The sequence below is a fragment of the Vibrio sp. 1401 genome (assembly GCF_033340295.1).
Genome location: NZ_JAWOWF010000005.1, coordinates 167,708 through 182,287 on the forward strand (window position 1 = coordinate 167,708; position 14,580 = coordinate 182,287).

At 44.2% G+C, this 14,580-nt stretch carries 11 protein-coding genes and 1 other annotated feature; of the genes, 5 read left to right on the forward strand and 6 right to left on the reverse strand.

Annotated elements, in window-relative coordinates; genetic code table 11:
• Window positions 1–52: 52 nt before the first annotated feature.
• Window positions 53–1,720 carry an energy-dependent translational throttle protein EttA gene (gene ettA, locus R7Z77_RS04830; RefSeq protein WP_213967405.1) on the reverse strand — a complete coding sequence of 556 codons (1,668 nt, stop codon included), beginning with the start codon at window positions 1,718–1,720 and terminating at the stop codon, window positions 53–55.
• Between the two features lie 364 nt (window positions 1,721–2,084).
• On the opposite strand from ettA, the gene R7Z77_RS04835 reads away from it, so the two are divergent.
• Window positions 2,085–4,031 carry a transglycosylase SLT domain-containing protein gene (locus R7Z77_RS04835; RefSeq protein ID WP_411913197.1) on the forward strand — a complete coding sequence of 649 codons (1,947 nt, stop codon included), beginning with the start codon at window positions 2,085–2,087 and terminating at the stop codon, window positions 4,029–4,031.
• Window positions 4,032–4,044: 13 nt separating this feature from the next.
• Window positions 4,045–4,353, forward strand: a complete 309-nt coding sequence (trpR, locus tag R7Z77_RS04840; protein ID WP_005381892.1) for a trp operon repressor — start codon at window positions 4,045–4,047, stop codon at window positions 4,351–4,353.
• A 110-nt stretch (window positions 4,354–4,463) separates the two neighbouring features.
• Here trpR and yjjX read toward each other — a convergent pair whose 3' ends face one another.
• The 5 genes from yjjX to bamD all read right to left on the reverse strand — a co-directional run bounded on the left by yjjX (window position 4,464) and on the right by bamD (window position 9,453).
• Window positions 4,464–4,997: an inosine/xanthosine triphosphatase gene (yjjX, locus tag R7Z77_RS04845; RefSeq protein WP_005381891.1), complete on the reverse strand. Its 534-nt coding sequence runs from the start codon at window positions 4,995–4,997 to the stop codon at window positions 4,464–4,466.
• A gap of 24 nt (window positions 4,998–5,021) precedes the next feature.
• Window positions 5,022–6,200, reverse strand: a complete 1,179-nt coding sequence (gene pheA / locus R7Z77_RS04850) for a prephenate dehydratase (RefSeq protein WP_017636154.1) — start codon at window positions 6,198–6,200, stop codon at window positions 5,022–5,024.
• A 12-nt stretch (window positions 6,201–6,212) separates the two neighbouring features.
• Window positions 6,213–6,334, reverse strand: a sequence feature (Phe leader region).
• Window positions 6,335–6,442: 108 nt separating this feature from the next.
• Window positions 6,443–6,769, reverse strand: coding sequence for a ribosome hibernation-promoting factor, HPF/YfiA family (gene hpf / locus R7Z77_RS04855; protein WP_005381889.1), 327 nt, complete (start codon window positions 6,767–6,769; stop codon window positions 6,443–6,445).
• A gap of 325 nt (window positions 6,770–7,094) precedes the next feature.
• Window positions 7,095–8,576, reverse strand: coding sequence for a lytic transglycosylase F (locus R7Z77_RS04860; RefSeq protein WP_311764764.1), 1,482 nt, complete (start codon window positions 8,574–8,576; stop codon window positions 7,095–7,097).
• 148 nt (window positions 8,577–8,724) lie between these two features.
• Window positions 8,725–9,453 (reverse strand): outer membrane protein assembly factor BamD, encoded by a 729-nt coding sequence (gene bamD, locus R7Z77_RS04865; protein ID WP_005381876.1) that lies wholly within the window; start codon window positions 9,451–9,453, stop codon window positions 8,725–8,727.
• Between the two features lie 136 nt (window positions 9,454–9,589).
• On the opposite strand from bamD, the gene rluD reads away from it, so the two are divergent.
• The 3 genes from rluD to clpB all read left to right on the forward strand — a co-directional run bounded on the left by rluD (window position 9,590) and on the right by clpB (window position 14,015).
• Window positions 9,590–10,567, forward strand: a complete 978-nt coding sequence (rluD, locus tag R7Z77_RS04870) for a 23S rRNA pseudouridine(1911/1915/1917) synthase RluD (protein ID WP_005381875.1) — start codon at window positions 9,590–9,592, stop codon at window positions 10,565–10,567.
• 1 nt (window position 10,568) lies between these two features.
• On the forward strand, window positions 10,569–11,297 hold the full coding sequence (gene pgeF / locus R7Z77_RS04875; protein WP_005381874.1) for a peptidoglycan editing factor PgeF: 729 nt from the start codon (window positions 10,569–10,571) through the stop codon (window positions 11,295–11,297).
• Window positions 11,298–11,441: 144 nt separating this feature from the next.
• Window positions 11,442–14,015, forward strand: a complete 2,574-nt coding sequence (gene clpB / locus R7Z77_RS04880; RefSeq protein ID WP_005381873.1) for an ATP-dependent chaperone ClpB — start codon at window positions 11,442–11,444, stop codon at window positions 14,013–14,015.
• Window positions 14,016–14,580: the final 565 nt, after the last annotated feature.

A 14,580-nucleotide genomic window follows, 5' to 3' on the forward strand; every position in this document is an offset into this window, starting at 1 on the left:
CGCTATGATAGCGGCCTTTGTACAAATTACAATCAAACTTTGTGGGTTGCGATTACTTTGCAATACGCTTGTATTTGATACGGTGTGGTTCTGCGGCTTCAGGACCCAATGTTTTCTTCAACCAATCCATGTACTCTGTGTAGTTACCTTCGTAGAAGTTAACTTGGCCTTCGTCACGGTAGTCAATGATGTGAGTCGCGATACGGTCAAGGAACCAACGGTCGTGCGAGATAACCATTGCACAACCAGGGAACTCTAGTAATGCTTCTTCTAGAGCACGCAGTGTTTCAACGTCAAGGTCGTTGGTTGGTTCGTCGAGTAGCAACACGTTACCGCCCGCTTTAAGAAGCTTCGCAAGGTGGACACGGTTACGCTCACCACCCGATAGTTCACCAATAATCTTTTGTTGGTCACTGCCTTTAAAGTTAAAGCGTGAACAGTATGCGCGAGCTGGGATTTCGAAGTTGTTGATCTTAATGATATCAGCACCTTCAGAGATCTCTTGGAATACGGTTTTAGAATCGTCCATGCTGTCACGGAACTGATCGACCGATGCCAGTTTTACTGTATCGCCCATCTCAATTGTGCCCGAGTCTGGTTGTTCAGTACCACTTAACATCTTGAATAGCGTCGATTTACCTGCGCCGTTCGCACCGATGATACCAACAATCGCACCTTTAGGGATGCTGAATGACAGGTCATCAATCAGAACACGACCGTCAAATGACTTAGTCAGGTTCTTCACTTCAATAACCTTATCACCTAGACGCTCACCAGGTGGGATAAACAGTTCATTGGTTTCATTACGTTTTTGGTGATCAGAGCTTTGCAGTTCTTCAAAGCGAGCCATACGTGCTTTTGACTTCGCTTGACGACCTTTAGGGTTTTTACGTACCCACTCAAGCTCTTTCTCGATAGTCTTTTGGCGAGCACTCTCTTGGGAGGTTTCTTGTTGTAGACGAGCGTCTTTTTGCTCCAGCCATGAGGTGTAGTTGCCTTCCCATGGGATACCTTCACCACGGTCCAGTTCTAAGATCCAGCCCGCAGCGTTATCTAGGAAGTAACGGTCGTGGGTGATGGCTACTACGGTACCTGTGTAATCCACTAAGAAGCGCTCTAGCCAAGCAACTGATTCTGCATCTAGGTGGTTGGTAGGTTCATCAAGCAATAGCATGTCTGGCTTAGAAAGTAGCAAGCGACAAATAGCCACACGGCGGCGTTCACCACCTGATAGGTGCGCAATTTTTTGGTCCCATTCAGGTAAACGAAGTGCGTTTGCCGCACGCTCAAGCGCATTTTCTAGGTTATGACCATCTTTCGCTTGGATAAGGGCTTCTAGCTCGCCTTGCTCTTTTGCAAGTGCGTCGAAGTCTGCATCTGGTTCAGCGTATGCTGCGTAGACTGCGTCCAAACGTTTCAGAGCGTCAGCAACGTCAGCAACCGCTTCTTCAACAACTTCACGAACGGTTTTTGATTCGTCTAATACTGGTTCCTGAGGTAGGTAACCTACGTTTAGACCAGGTTGTGGACGCGCTTCACCGTCGATATCCGTGTCGATACCTGCCATGATACGTAGCAGTGTGGATTTACCTGCACCGTTCAGACCTAAAACACCGATTTTCGCACCAGGGAAGAAGCTCAGAGAGATGTCTTTAAGAATTTGACGCTTAGGTGGCACAATTTTGCTCACCCGCGACATGGTATATACGTATTCAGCCATTGCCGATCGTTCCTAAATTAACTGTCATTCAAACCCATCATTTTATACCAAGTGCTTTGTTTTTGTTACCGCATTGCAAGAATTTCCCTAACGAATGGATTTCTTATTTTGAGCTGACCGGAAACTTACACGGTTAGGGTATACACTTTTGTTATTCGTTAAGAATGACGAAGTGTTTTCTATGCGAGTTAGAAACGCTTTGTCTCCATCGTCTTAAAAGTTTGACGAGTACAATTTTTAATACACTAAGTTGCTTTACATGGACATCTGCATTCTGTGTAAATAGATGCATGTGTGAAAATTGCCTTAACATCACATGAACTCTAACAAAACTAGGCTTTAGGGCAGTATATGTCTGGGGAAAATGACACAAATGAGATTCAACGTATCTGAATTGGCTAAAAACGTATGCTGCGCCGCCGCGTTGTGTGCTATGAGTTTGAGTGCTAATGCCGCGCTGAGTTTGGAAAAGCAGCGCGAAGTATATGAGCAAGCTCAAGATTTATTAGATAAAAATGACATCGACGGATACCTTTCGATTCGTCCTAAAATTTCTGACTATCCACTAACGCCTTATGTGGATTACCGCACTTTTATTAGACAGTTACCGGAAAAGTCACCACAACAGGTGAACGAGTTTATTTCTGAGCACGAGTCTTTTCCATTTTCTCGTCGAGTTCGCGCTCCATACCTCAATCATCTTTATAAGCAAAAAGATTGGAAAACCATTACTGAGTTTCAAAAAGTCATTCCTAGTGGTGAGCGTTACCAATGTATTTTCTACGTCGCTCAATTAAAGCAAGGCAAGAAAGTCGCGGCGTTTAAAGGGGCTGAACATATGTGGTTACGTGGCATCAGCATTGCTGATGAGTGTGACCCATTATTTGAAGCATGGGACAAGGCGGGTGAGCGTACCGATGAACTGATTCTACAGCGTATGTTACTGGCGTTTGATGCTCGTAATGGCGGTTTGATGAGTTACTTGCTCAAACTGCCTAAATCAGCGCAGGCAAAGCAACAAGCCAAAGAAATGAAAGCGTTGTTTGATAATCCTTCAAGTGTTGCGGAATTCGCGAAGAAAAAACCTGCGAATGATTTTAATCGAGCGCAAAGTGAATATGCGTTAGAAAAGTTGGCTCGCATGAACACTAGCCAAGCACAAGGTGCGTACGATGTCGTCATTAAAGGACAGAAGTTTTCTCCAGAAAAAGCGCAAGAACTTGCCGACTATATTGCATTTCGATTGACTCGTACGGAGTCTGAGTCATTAGCTAAATTGCGCGATGATAAAACGAAAACCAGTCAGTACTTACCGTTGATTGAAACGCGCATCCGCTTAGCGATTCAAAATGCAGATTGGAAAGGCGTACAAGAGTGGATTGCTGTTCTAAATAAAGAAGAGCAAGCCACGCTACGCTGGCAATATTGGCTTGGAAGAAGTGAAATAGCGTTAGGTGATGACATCGCGGGGAAACAGCGTTTAGCAACTCTGCTTGGGCAACGAAACTTCTACAGTGTGGCTGCCGCCAATGCAATCGGACAATCAATCAAATACCCAACGCATACGGTTAAGTTGGATAAGAAAGTTGTTCAACCCTATCAAGACTCGCTAGCTCGTATCGAAGAGTTGATCGCGACGGATAAAATCGCAGCAGCGAAGAGTGAATGGGCACACTTACTGCGCCGCGTAGGGAAAGATGAAAAGGCGATGTTGGCGGCTTATGCATCATTTAAACGTTGGCATCACCTAACGGTGACCGCGAGTATTCAGGCGCAGATGTGGGATAATATCGAACTTAGGTTCCCAATAGCACACCGCTGGTGGTTTAACTTTTATGCGAAAAAGCACAACATTGATCCCATCACGATGATGTCTCTCGCTCGACAGGAAAGTGCGTTAGATGTTGAAGCCCGCTCTCCAGTCGGCGCTCGTGGTCTTATGCAGATTATGCCTGCGACGGCGAAGTACACGGCACGTAAATATAAGTTGAGTTATCAAGGTACGCAGGATCTCTACAATGTAGGAAAAAATATCGAAATTGGTAGCCATTATTTGCAAGGTTTATTAGAGGATTACGATAATAATCGTATTTTTGCTCTTGCTGCTTATAATGCAGGTCCTAACAGAGTAAAAACGTGGCGAGAGCGTACCCAAGGAAAAGTGGATGCTTATGCCTTTATTGAGGCAATTCCATTTAAAGAGACGCGCGGTTATGTACAAAACATCTTGATGTTTGAAACATACTATCGTGATCTTTTGGGTATCGATGGCGCGTTCTTGAATCAACATGAGATCAATACCAAGTATTGAGTGAGGTAACTTGATGTCGCACGAACCCGAGTACAAAGACTGGCAACAGATTATTGAGCTAATTCGAACAAGTATGGGCACCCAGCAAGATGACATGCTGTTAACTATGCTGATGTCACGTGATGAGAGAGAGTCATTAATATCACGCGTTAATATAATTAACGAACTTCTTAAAGGAGAATTATCTCAACGTCAGATCAGTCAGATGCTTGGTGTGGGCATTGCCACCATTACTCGTGGCTCTAACGAACTAAAGTCGAAATCTGATGAAGAAAAAGACAAGTTGAAAGTCTTGTTAGAACAAGTTGCGGTATCTAAGTAGACAGTATATCCAATTTGCTTTTAGGCCTTGGTGTTACAAGTGACTAAGATAACGTATTACAAAGGGCGGAAATATCCGCCCTTTTGCGTATCTAAAGAATAGGCTGAGTGTTATAAATTTGAAGGAAAGTGCTCAGGGTTTGTGAATGGAATTAAAGCCAGAATCAAGGCTTGGTGATAGACTGAGCTTCGAGTTAGCTGGTTTTGGGTTAGCAGGCTAATAGCGCCACCTTTCTGTTTGATGTTATCAGTACCAAACACTTCGTCCATTACATCTCCCAACTCATTCGCATCCTTGAGTTTTTCCAAGACTTTTGGCGGCAACATTAAGCTTGCAGAACGAGATTCACCGCGGTGAGTCTCTGATTCAACAACCATCCAAGCAAACGTCACGTTTGCTTCAATTCCCGCTTCGAGACCGACATAGTAATCCGCGTTTGGCATCTCTACTTTTGCGTTTTTAACGCGGTTTAGCGCACCACGATGAGTTTCTTCATTCGTCATGGGCTGATCTGCGACCTCACTCGGTACACTGATGCCAACGAAGTTGAACTCTTGATGCGGAAATGCATTACGAAATGCACTTTGAACTGCATTAATTTTGGCTGGGTTTAGCGATGCGATTACGACTTTTTGGGTTGCCATGATCTTTTTACTCACTGGTGTCTATTAACTCAATTTTACTTGCGTAGGCTTTACGTTCTCACTCGGGTAACAGCCTAATACTTTCAAGTGCTTAGTGATTTTTGTCAGCTCTTCAAGTGCCTGTTGCATTTCTGTCGAAGCAAGATGTGATGTCAAGTCTACGTAGAACATTTCTTCCCACGGGTTCCCCATAATTGGGCGTGATTCTAGCTTGGTCATATTGATGCCGTAACGTTGCAGCACTAATAGTGTTTCAACCAATGAGCCTGCCTCTTGGGAGGTCGACATGATCAATGTGGTTTTTGCTGGAATCTGAGTAGAAACTTCAACCGGTTTACGAGCAACCACGATAAAGCGAGTATGATTTTCGGTTTGGTTTGCGATGTTGCCTTGAATTGCTTGCAAGCCATATAGCTTACCGCTTGATGCATTACCAATTGCAGCCACATCATCACGATCCATCTCTTGGACTTTCTGCATTGCATCTGCTGTGCTCGCGCAGGATTCCAGCTTTACCCCTTTCATACGGCTTAAAAACTCACTGCACTGTTGGTGTGGCTGAGGGTGAGAATAAAGCGTTTTAATATCTTCCAGACGAATGTCTTTTTTCGCAACCAAGCAGTGTTCGATTGGTTGAGTTAGCTCTCCAACGATGTAAAGCGTCGTGTGTTGTAGTAAGTCATACACTTCATTAATAGAGCCTGAGCTGGTGTTTTCGATTGGCAGAACGCCATAATCAGCATGGCCAGATTCAACCGTTTGAGTCACTTCTTTAAAGTGCTCGCAGTTGAGCTCGATAAGCTCCGTATTTTTACGACTGAAGTATTCGCGACTTGCCAAGTGCGAATAAGAGCCTTTGGCTCCTAAAAAAGCGACGCGAGCAAGTGGCTTACGGCTTTGCTGTGGGTTAACGAGATTTTGCAGATAACTTTGTTGAAGCAGAACTGAGTCTTCAATGATGGTATGGAAAAGCTTGGTGATGTACTGCGCGTCAAGTTCGTATTTATCTTGGCCATTAGAAATTAGCTTGACCAATAATTGCTGTTCACGGACGGCGTCGCGAACAGGCTTTGAGGTTTGTACTTTGCTTTTGGCTACTTCAATGCTGAGTTTACGGCGCTCAGACAACAAGCTGAGAAGTTGGTCATCCAACTCATTCAAGCGTAAACGAATTTCTTCGAGGGAAATAGGTTGGTCAGTCATCAATTCTTTCCTTATAAAAAAGCCTCCCGATTTGGGAGGCTTTCTGTTTGTTTTTGACTTTTCTTTCACAAACGAGTTCGCCCCTCCAACTATGGGAGGAAAAAGAAGTCAAAAATAAACAGTGAGGTTAAATGCATAAATAGTGCTTAATTTATGAGTGTTTAAACACAATAAGCAAGGCTGGGGAGAGCGTCAAGCAAAAAAATAGCGCCTTTCGGCGCTATTTCCTCAATCTGTTCAGTTTACTCTTCTTCTTCCACTAGCTCAGGCTTACTTGCACGTCGAGCTTCAGGTTTGTGGGTCAGCTTGTTCAATTGTCGTTCTAGTTTTTGCTCCACTTCGTTGATAGCTGCGTAAAGATCTTCGTGAGTTGCTGAGGCAATGAGCTGGCCTTTAGGAACTTTGATAACCGCTTCGAATTTCTTCTGTTTGTTTGGTTCCTCACTGAAAGTTGCTTGGCAACCAATTAGGTCTACTTGCCATTTCTCCAGTTTTTTAAATTTGCTCTCAATATGAGCTCGGATTGCAGAGGTGATTTCGATGTTTTTGCCAGTGATATTCATTGTCATAAGTGTTTTTCCTCTGTTGCATCCCTCATGGGTTGAGTTCAGATTACCGCTTTAAGCATAAAAAAATGTGATTCAGATCATTATTTTGCTCGGGTTTTTTATGATGAAAAATGAATGTGATCTCACTCAAGAACTTCTGAGATTTATCGTGAAATTGCTTGTTATCGGTTAGTAAATCCGTAGATTGGGTAGAGTACTCAGCTGAAAACGGCCTCGTTTTTAGGGAAGTTTTACGGCCTAATATTTGAGGTGGTTAAAATTTAACTACACGTAAGGTGTGATGACGATCACTGAGTCTTTCCAATGAATCCATTTAAAAAGCCGCTTACTGTACAAGCGGCTTTTTACTGTCTGGCATTTGGCTGACTTTTCGTAGCGGTATCATGAAAATGGGGTCTTTTGGGGCTAGTGAAACCCTTTCTAGACTTTTGACTTGGTCCAAGCTTTCTAGTTGTTTGTATATTATGTAGTAGCGATTAATGCTTGTGACGTACCCAACCGTTGAGCTTAAACTTTTCCGCATAACGACTTCCACGTTATTAAACCAAACATTAGGATCGTAACCTTGTTGGGCTGCACGCTTACGAATACGCTCTACATTGCCGGGGCCCGCATTGTAAGCCGCCAATGTAAAGTAGAGTTTATTTTGTGCAGTAATATCAGGATCACTGAAGTACTGCTTACGCAAAAAAGCTAAGTATTTCACTCCAGCATGAATGTTGTTTTCTAATTGTCGAACATTTTTGATATTGATATTCGGATCTTGAGCGGTGCTGGGTAGGACTTGCATTATGCCAACGGCACCTCGGCTTCCAACTAGGTCGTTATTAAATCCTGATTCCTTGTAAGCGATTGCAGCGATCAGTAAATAGTCGATATCGTATTTCTCACCATAGCGTGAAAATAGCGCTGCGAGTTTTTCTAGTTGAGCAATTTTCTTAGGGTTAAGAGCTCTGTTCAACCATCCCGTGTTATCGATGTATTTACTGTAAATAACGTTACCGAGTAGTGTCCCAGAGCGAGACTTCTGGATGAACTTATTCACGACGGCTTTTAATTTGGGACTATTTTCTCGCATTGCCCAAGCAATTTTGCCATTTTTGCGGATAGGGATTTTTTTGTGAACCCGAATATCATCCATCACTTTCAGCCAAAGCTTGGCTTTATGGCTATCGAGAACAATGGCTTTGACGTAACCATTGTTGAGCATTCCGACCAGCTCATAATCTTGAAGTGTTTCTTCAATAAAGTGCACGATAACAGGCGGTAAGCCTTTTTTGTTTAGTTTCTTATTTAGTGTCTGAATGCTTTCAAAGTAGCTAGAGCTGGCGCGCACCCAAATCTCTTTGCCGCTCAGTTGTTCGATTTTCGTCATCGTTGGTGTGCTTTTGTTTGTCACTACCCACTCTTGAATGTCAGTGAGAATGGGTGAACTGAACTCCACTTTCTGTTTGCGCGTGTCGGTAATAGTCAGGTTGGCGACAACTAAGTCACCTGAACCGTTTTCTAAGGCTGGCAGTAGCTGGTCGCGGGCAACAGGAATAATTTGTACGTTAAGCTTTGGTTTGAGTTTACGAAGGTCTTTTTCGAAATGCGCCAGCAATTCCGCGCCTATGCCTTTTGGTGTGCCGCCCTCAATGTAGTAAAAGCCTAAATCAGCAGAAACTAAGACGCGCAGTACATTCTTCTCCTTGATGACGTCGAGGTCCCCAGTATAAGGAGGCTGTTTGAGCGGCGAGATTTGCAGTGCGCAAACGGAAGCAGACAATAGGAGCAGCATAACTGCGCAAAGCTTAGATATCGTCACGTTCACATCCTTTTTATAAAGGGGGGAGGAGAACTTTAAGCATATGTGGAGCTAGGAAGATCATCAAGAAAGGGCTGAATACACTATTGAGAGTAATAAAAAACCGCCACGGTAAAAACGGTGGCGGTTCAGTTTAAAGCAAGTTCAATTACTTCACAGGGTTGAGCTCTATAAGCTTTTCAGTTCTTGCTACGGCGTCTTCCAAACCAAGTTGCTTGTAGGCCTCTAGCTGGATAGTCAGTGACTTACGTGCAGCTTCTGTGTCTGGATACGCTTTTTGTAGCTCTTGGCTGCGATTAATAGCAGCGACCCAAGCTTCACGGCGAAGGTAGAAGTCAGCAGTCGCTAAATCATAGTTCGCTAGACGGTTTTTCAGCGCGACCATACGTTTTTGTGAATCTTCTGCATATGGGCTATTCGGGTAACGTTGAAGTAGTTTTTTGAAGTCATCAAACGCTTTTTTTACCGGTTCAGGATCGCGATCGCTTCGATCTACGCTGAATAAATCATGCATAAAGTTACGATCTTGCGCCATGTGGCTTAGACCTCGCATGTACAGCACCCAATCCATCTTTTCATGGGTTGGGTTTAAACGCATAAAGCGAGAAATGGTTGCCAAGCCCAAAGCAAGGTCGTCGTTTTTGTAGTACGCATAGATTAGGTCAAGCTGCACCTGTTCAGAGTAGGCACCGAATGGGTAACGTGAGTCTAATGCTTCCAGTTTCTCAATTGCAGAAAGCCAATTACCACTTTGAAGAGAAATCTGTGCGTCTGCATACAGTTCCGAAGGCGGCACATCAGGAACGATTTCTTCTTTGCTTGCACATCCAAACAGAAGGGATACCGCTAAAAGGCCTGTTAAAGTCTGACGTTTCATATCAGGAGTCTGTTCCTTGAATCTAAATATTTCTTAAGCTGCCGTTACTTTCTTTCCAGTAACAGATACAATGACGTAATAGTCTATTTTTTCACAGTCGTGAGCATTAGTCTCACAGTTTTTAAAAAAGTTCGATATGGCTCAGCAGATTGTATTAACAAATACCGTAAAAGATAGCCAGTTAGGTCAACGTTTAGACCAAGCTATCGCCGAATTATTCGCGGACTTCTCTCGCTCGCGCCTAAAAGAGTGGCTGCTTGATGGGAAAGTTCAAGTTGATGGTGAAGTTGTCACTAAACCTCGTACCAAAGTAATGGGTGGCGAGGAAATTACATTGCAAGCCGAGTTAGAAGATGAAGAACGCTGGGAAGCGCAAGATATCCCGCTAGATATCGTCTATGAAGATGAAGATATTATCGTTATCAACAAACCTCGTGACTTTGTGGTTCATCCGGGCGCTGGTACGCCTGATGGCACTGTGCTTAATGCGTTGTTGCATCATTACCCTGATATTGCAGAAGTACCTCGTGCAGGTATCGTGCACCGTTTGGATAAAGACACAACGGGTTTGATGGTGGTGGCGAAAACCGTTCCTGCACAAACTCGTCTGGTTCGCGCACTGCAAAAACGTAATATTACTCGTGAGTACGAAGCGATCGCTATTGGTCGTATGACTGCGGGCGGTAAAGTGGATCAACCTATTGGTCGTCACTCTACTAAGCGCACGCTTATGGCGGTGGCACCAATGGGCAAACCAGCAGTAACGCACTACCGTGTTGCTGAACGCTTCCGCGAACACACGCGTATTCGTTTGCGTCTAGAAACGGGTCGTACGCACCAGATTCGTGTGCACATGTCTTATCTTCAGCATCCGCTGCTCGGTGATATTGCATATGGTGGACGTGCTCGCATCCCGACAGGTGCGTCTGAAGAGCTAACGGCAATGATCCGGGGCTTCGATCGCCAAGCATTGCACGCAGTAATGCTGCGCTTTGAGCACCCAATTACGGGCGAAGTTCTTGAGTTTCATGCTCCAGTGCCTGATGACATGGTTGTGATGACTGAAGCGCTTCGTCAAGATACAGAAGAGCACGGCTTACCGGAAGAATTCTAATATGAAGACGATCATTCCGAACTGGCCAGCGCCTAAAAATGTCAAAGCTTTCGCCTCAACACGCATAGGCGGATTTTCGACAGGCCCTTACCAAGGGCTAAATTTAGGTACTCACGTTGGGGATGATTTGTCTTTAGTAGAGAAGAACCGAGCTTGGTTGGCGCAACAGGCAAGCATGCCAAATGCGCCAATCTGGTTAAACCAAACGCATTCAACCGTTGTGGCTCAAGCAAATGAACCAACAACACAGGTGCTTGATGCGGATGGTGTATTTACTTCTTCAAGCCATGTTGTTTGTTCAGCGATGACCGCCGATTGTTTACCTGTATTATTGACTAATACACAAGGTACGCAAGTAGCCGCTGTTCACGCAGGTTGGCGCGGCTTAGCAAATGGCATTGTCGAAAATGCGTTAGCGTTGTTTTCTGGTGAAGTGATAGCGTGGCTTGGCCCCGCCATTGGCCCTCAAGCCTTCGAAGTGGGTGAAGATGTTCTGCAAGCTTTTGTTGATTTTGATTCACAGGCGAATCAAGCATTTGCTCCACGCGATATCGACGGTAAATGGTTTGCTGACATGTCGGTGCTGGCAACGCAACGTCTAAACCGGGCTGGTGTGACACAAGTGTTTGATTCTGGACTTTGTACTTACCAAGATAAAGCCTCTTTTTACTCTTATCGCCGTGATGGTAAGACTGGTCGACAAGCAACCTTTATTTGGATCGAAGACTAGCTATAAGCACCAAAGTGCTAAGATGCATACTACTATTTTTGCAAAGCTATCTTTATTCATTCACTCCCTTGAAATTCCCCACCCGAGTATCCATCTTTCTAACTGTCAAAAGAATTTCCTTTAGTTGAGGTTAGGAAGGTAGATATGCGTCTTGATCGATTCACAAGTAAGTTTCAAATCGCTATCTCTGATGCTCAATCACTAGCGTTAGGGCGCGATCATCAATATATCGAGCCAGTTCACCTCATGGTGGCTTTGCTTGATCAAAATGGCAGTCCAATTCGTCCATTGCTTACTATGCTGGATGTGGACGTAACGCATTTACGCTCTAAATTGAGTGAAATGTTAGATCGATTACCAAAAGTCAGTGGCATCGGTGGGGATGTTCAGCTCTCTAGCTCGATGGGCACATTGTTTAACCTGTGTGACAAAGTGGCGCAAAAGCGTCAAGACTCCTATATCTCGTCTGAAGTCTTCCTGCTTGCCGCTTTAGAAGACCGCGGACCATTGGGGCAATTACTCAAAGAGATCGGTTTAACAGAGCAAAAAGTCAGCCAGGCAATCGAAAAGATCAGAGGTGGTCAAAAGGTCAATGACCCGAATGCAGAAGAGCTTCGCCAAGCATTGGAAAAGTTCACCATAGACCTTACCGAGCGTGCAGAGCAAGGTAAATTAGATCCTGTTATCGGTCGTGATGATGAAATCCGTCGTACTATCCAAGTATTGCAGCGTCGTACTAAAAACAACCCAGTGATTATCGGTGAACCAGGCGTAGGTAAGACAGCAATTGTTGAAGGCTTAGCGCAGCGCATAGTTAACAATGAAGTACCTGAAGGTCTGCGTGGTCGCCGTGTGCTATCACTGGATATGGGCGCACTGGTTGCTGGTGCTAAATACCGTGGTGAATTTGAAGAGCGTTTAAAATCAGTATTGAATGAACTTGCTAAAGAAGAAGGCAACGTCATCCTCTTCATTGATGAGCTACACACTATGGTCGGCGCTGGTAAAGGTGAAGGCTCAATGGATGCGGGCAACATGCTAAAACCGGCATTAGCTCGTGGTGAGCTGCACTGTGTTGGCGCAACAACATTGGATGAATATCGTCAGTACATCGAAAAAGATGCAGCATTAGAACGTCGTTTCCAAAAAGTGCTGGTGGATGAGCCGACCGTTGAGGATACCGTGGCGATTTTACGTGGCTTGAAGGAGCGTTATGAGCTTCATCATCACGTCGAAATTACTGACCCAGCGATTGTTGCTGCGGCGAGCTTGTCACATCGCTATGTCTCCGACCGTCAGTTGCCGGATAAAGCGATCGACTTAATCGACGAAGCGGCTTCAAGCATTCGTTTACAAATTGACTCTAAGCCAGAGTCCTTGGATAAGCTTGAGCGTAAAATTATCCAACTCAAAATTGAGCAACAAGCACTAAGTAACGAGCACGATGAAGCGAGTGAAAAGCGTTTGAAAGCGCTTAATGAAGAACTCAATGAAAAAGAGCGAGAGTATGCTGAGCTAGAAGAGGTTTGGAATACAGAAAAAGCAGCTCTTTCTGGCACTCAACATATTAAGTCTGAGCTTGAACAAGCTCGTATGGACATGGAGTTTGCTCGCCGTGCTGGCGATCTAAACCGTATGTCGGAGCTTCAATATGGTCGTATTCCTGAACTTGAGAAGCAGTTAGATCTTGCAACCCAAGCTGAAATGCAGGAAATGACGCTATTGCGTAATAAAGTAACCGACAACGAGATTGCAGAAGTACTTTCTAAGCAAACCGGCATTCCGGTATCCAAGATGCTAGAAGCGGAAAAAGAGAAACTACTTCGTATGGAAGACGTGCTGCATAATCGTGTGGTAGGGCAAAGCGAAGCGGTCTCTGTTGTATCGAATGCCATTCGTCGTAGTCGAGCTGGGCTTTCTGATCCAAACCGACCAATTGGCTCCTTCTTATTCTTAGGTCCAACTGGTGTGGGTAAAACAGAGCTTTGTAAGACACTTGCGAGCTTTATGTTCGACAGCGAAGATGCGATGGTCCGTATCGATATGTCTGAGTTCATGGAGAAACACTCAGTGGCAAGATTGGTGGGTGCGCCTCCAGGCTATGTCGGATATGAAGAGGGTGGTTACTTAACGGAAGCGGTTCGTCGCAAGCCGTATTCGGTAATTTTGTTAGACGAAGTAGAGAAAGCGCATCCGGATGTATTTAACATTCTGCTGCAAGTTCTCGATGATGGGCGTTTAACGGATGGTCAAGGTCGTACTGTTGACTTCCGTAATACGGTTGTGATCATGACATCTAACTTGGGTTCATCTCGTATCCAAGAGAATTTCGCAACATTAGACTATCAAGGTATCAAGAGTGAAGTGATGGATGTGGTTAGCAAACACTTCCGCCCAGAGTTCTTGAACCGTGTTGACGAAATCGTGGTGTTCCATCCACTTGGTCAAGAACACATTAAGTCCATTGCTTCTATTCAATTGGAACGTTTGGCGAAACGACTAGAGGAGAAAGGCTATCAACTAGAAGTTTCCGACAAAGCGCTCGATTTGATCGCTCAAGTTGGTTTCGATCCTGTGTATGGTGCGCGTCCTTTAAAACGTGCAATTCAGCAGAATGTCGAGAATCCGTTAGCCAAATCAATTCTGTCTGGTGAAATCGTTCCAGACAAGACAGTGCAGCTAATTGTTACTAATGACCAAATTTGTGCTCATCAATAATTGTATGGATACAGTAAAATTGAGATAAAAATCACACTAAAGGGGCCGTTTGGCCCCTTTTCTATAGTTTTTTAGAGTCTTTTGTCTGTTTTCTATACGAATAAACTAAAAAGGTGAGTTTTTTTAAAAAATGCACTTGTGTTCTTTAATGAACTCCCTATAATTCGCCTCCGTTGTCACGGGAAAGCAAGTGAAGCGGAACCTAAACAACTACGGTTAGTGAGTTAAAATTAACTCGCAGATAAATAACTTAAAAAAGTGTTTGACACGATAAGTTATCTAGCTAAAATAGCCGTCCACTTTGAAGAGAACTTCGAAGTGTGCTCTTTAAAAATATAGACCTATCAATCTGTGTGGGCACTCGTTGATGATAATCCAATTAGAAGCTTAGGCTTAAAATTAGGTTTCAATGATACGAAGTGACCATTGAATCGAAAGATTCAGCACAGTCAATTCAAACATTACTTCTGCTATTTATTAGCGAAAGGAATGTTCAGTATTCATTGAGCCGAACAAAATCTTAAATTGAAGAGTTTGATCATGGCTCAGATTGAACGCTGGCGGC

What these genes read in the sequence shown, in the direction of transcription:
- bamD (WP_005381876.1), bottom strand. Translation starts at nt 9,453, where the DNA reads ATGAAACGTCAGACTTTAACAGGCCTTTTAGCGGTATCCCTTCTGTTT.
- ettA (WP_213967405.1), bottom strand. Translation starts at nt 1,720, where the DNA reads ATGGCTGAATACGTATATACCATGTCGCGGGTGAGCAAAATTGTGCCA.
- yjjX (WP_005381891.1), bottom strand. Translation starts at nt 4,997, where the DNA reads ATGGCAACCCAAAAAGTCGTAATCGCATCGCTAAACCCAGCCAAAATT.
- clpB (WP_005381873.1), top strand. Translation starts at nt 11,442, where the DNA reads ATGCGTCTTGATCGATTCACAAGTAAGTTTCAAATCGCTATCTCTGAT.
- pgeF (WP_005381874.1), top strand. Translation starts at nt 10,569, where the DNA reads ATGAAGACGATCATTCCGAACTGGCCAGCGCCTAAAAATGTCAAAGCT.
- pheA (WP_017636154.1), bottom strand. Translation starts at nt 6,200, where the DNA reads ATGACTGACCAACCTATTTCCCTCGAAGAAATTCGTTTACGCTTGAAT.
- hpf (WP_005381889.1), bottom strand. Translation starts at nt 6,769, where the DNA reads ATGACAATGAATATCACTGGCAAAAACATCGAAATCACCTCTGCAATC.
- rluD (WP_005381875.1), top strand. Translation starts at nt 9,590, where the DNA reads ATGGCTCAGCAGATTGTATTAACAAATACCGTAAAAGATAGCCAGTTA.
- R7Z77_RS04835 (WP_411913197.1), top strand. Translation starts at nt 2,085, where the DNA reads ATGACACAAATGAGATTCAACGTATCTGAATTGGCTAAAAACGTATGC.
- trpR (WP_005381892.1), top strand. Translation starts at nt 4,045, where the DNA reads ATGTCGCACGAACCCGAGTACAAAGACTGGCAACAGATTATTGAGCTA.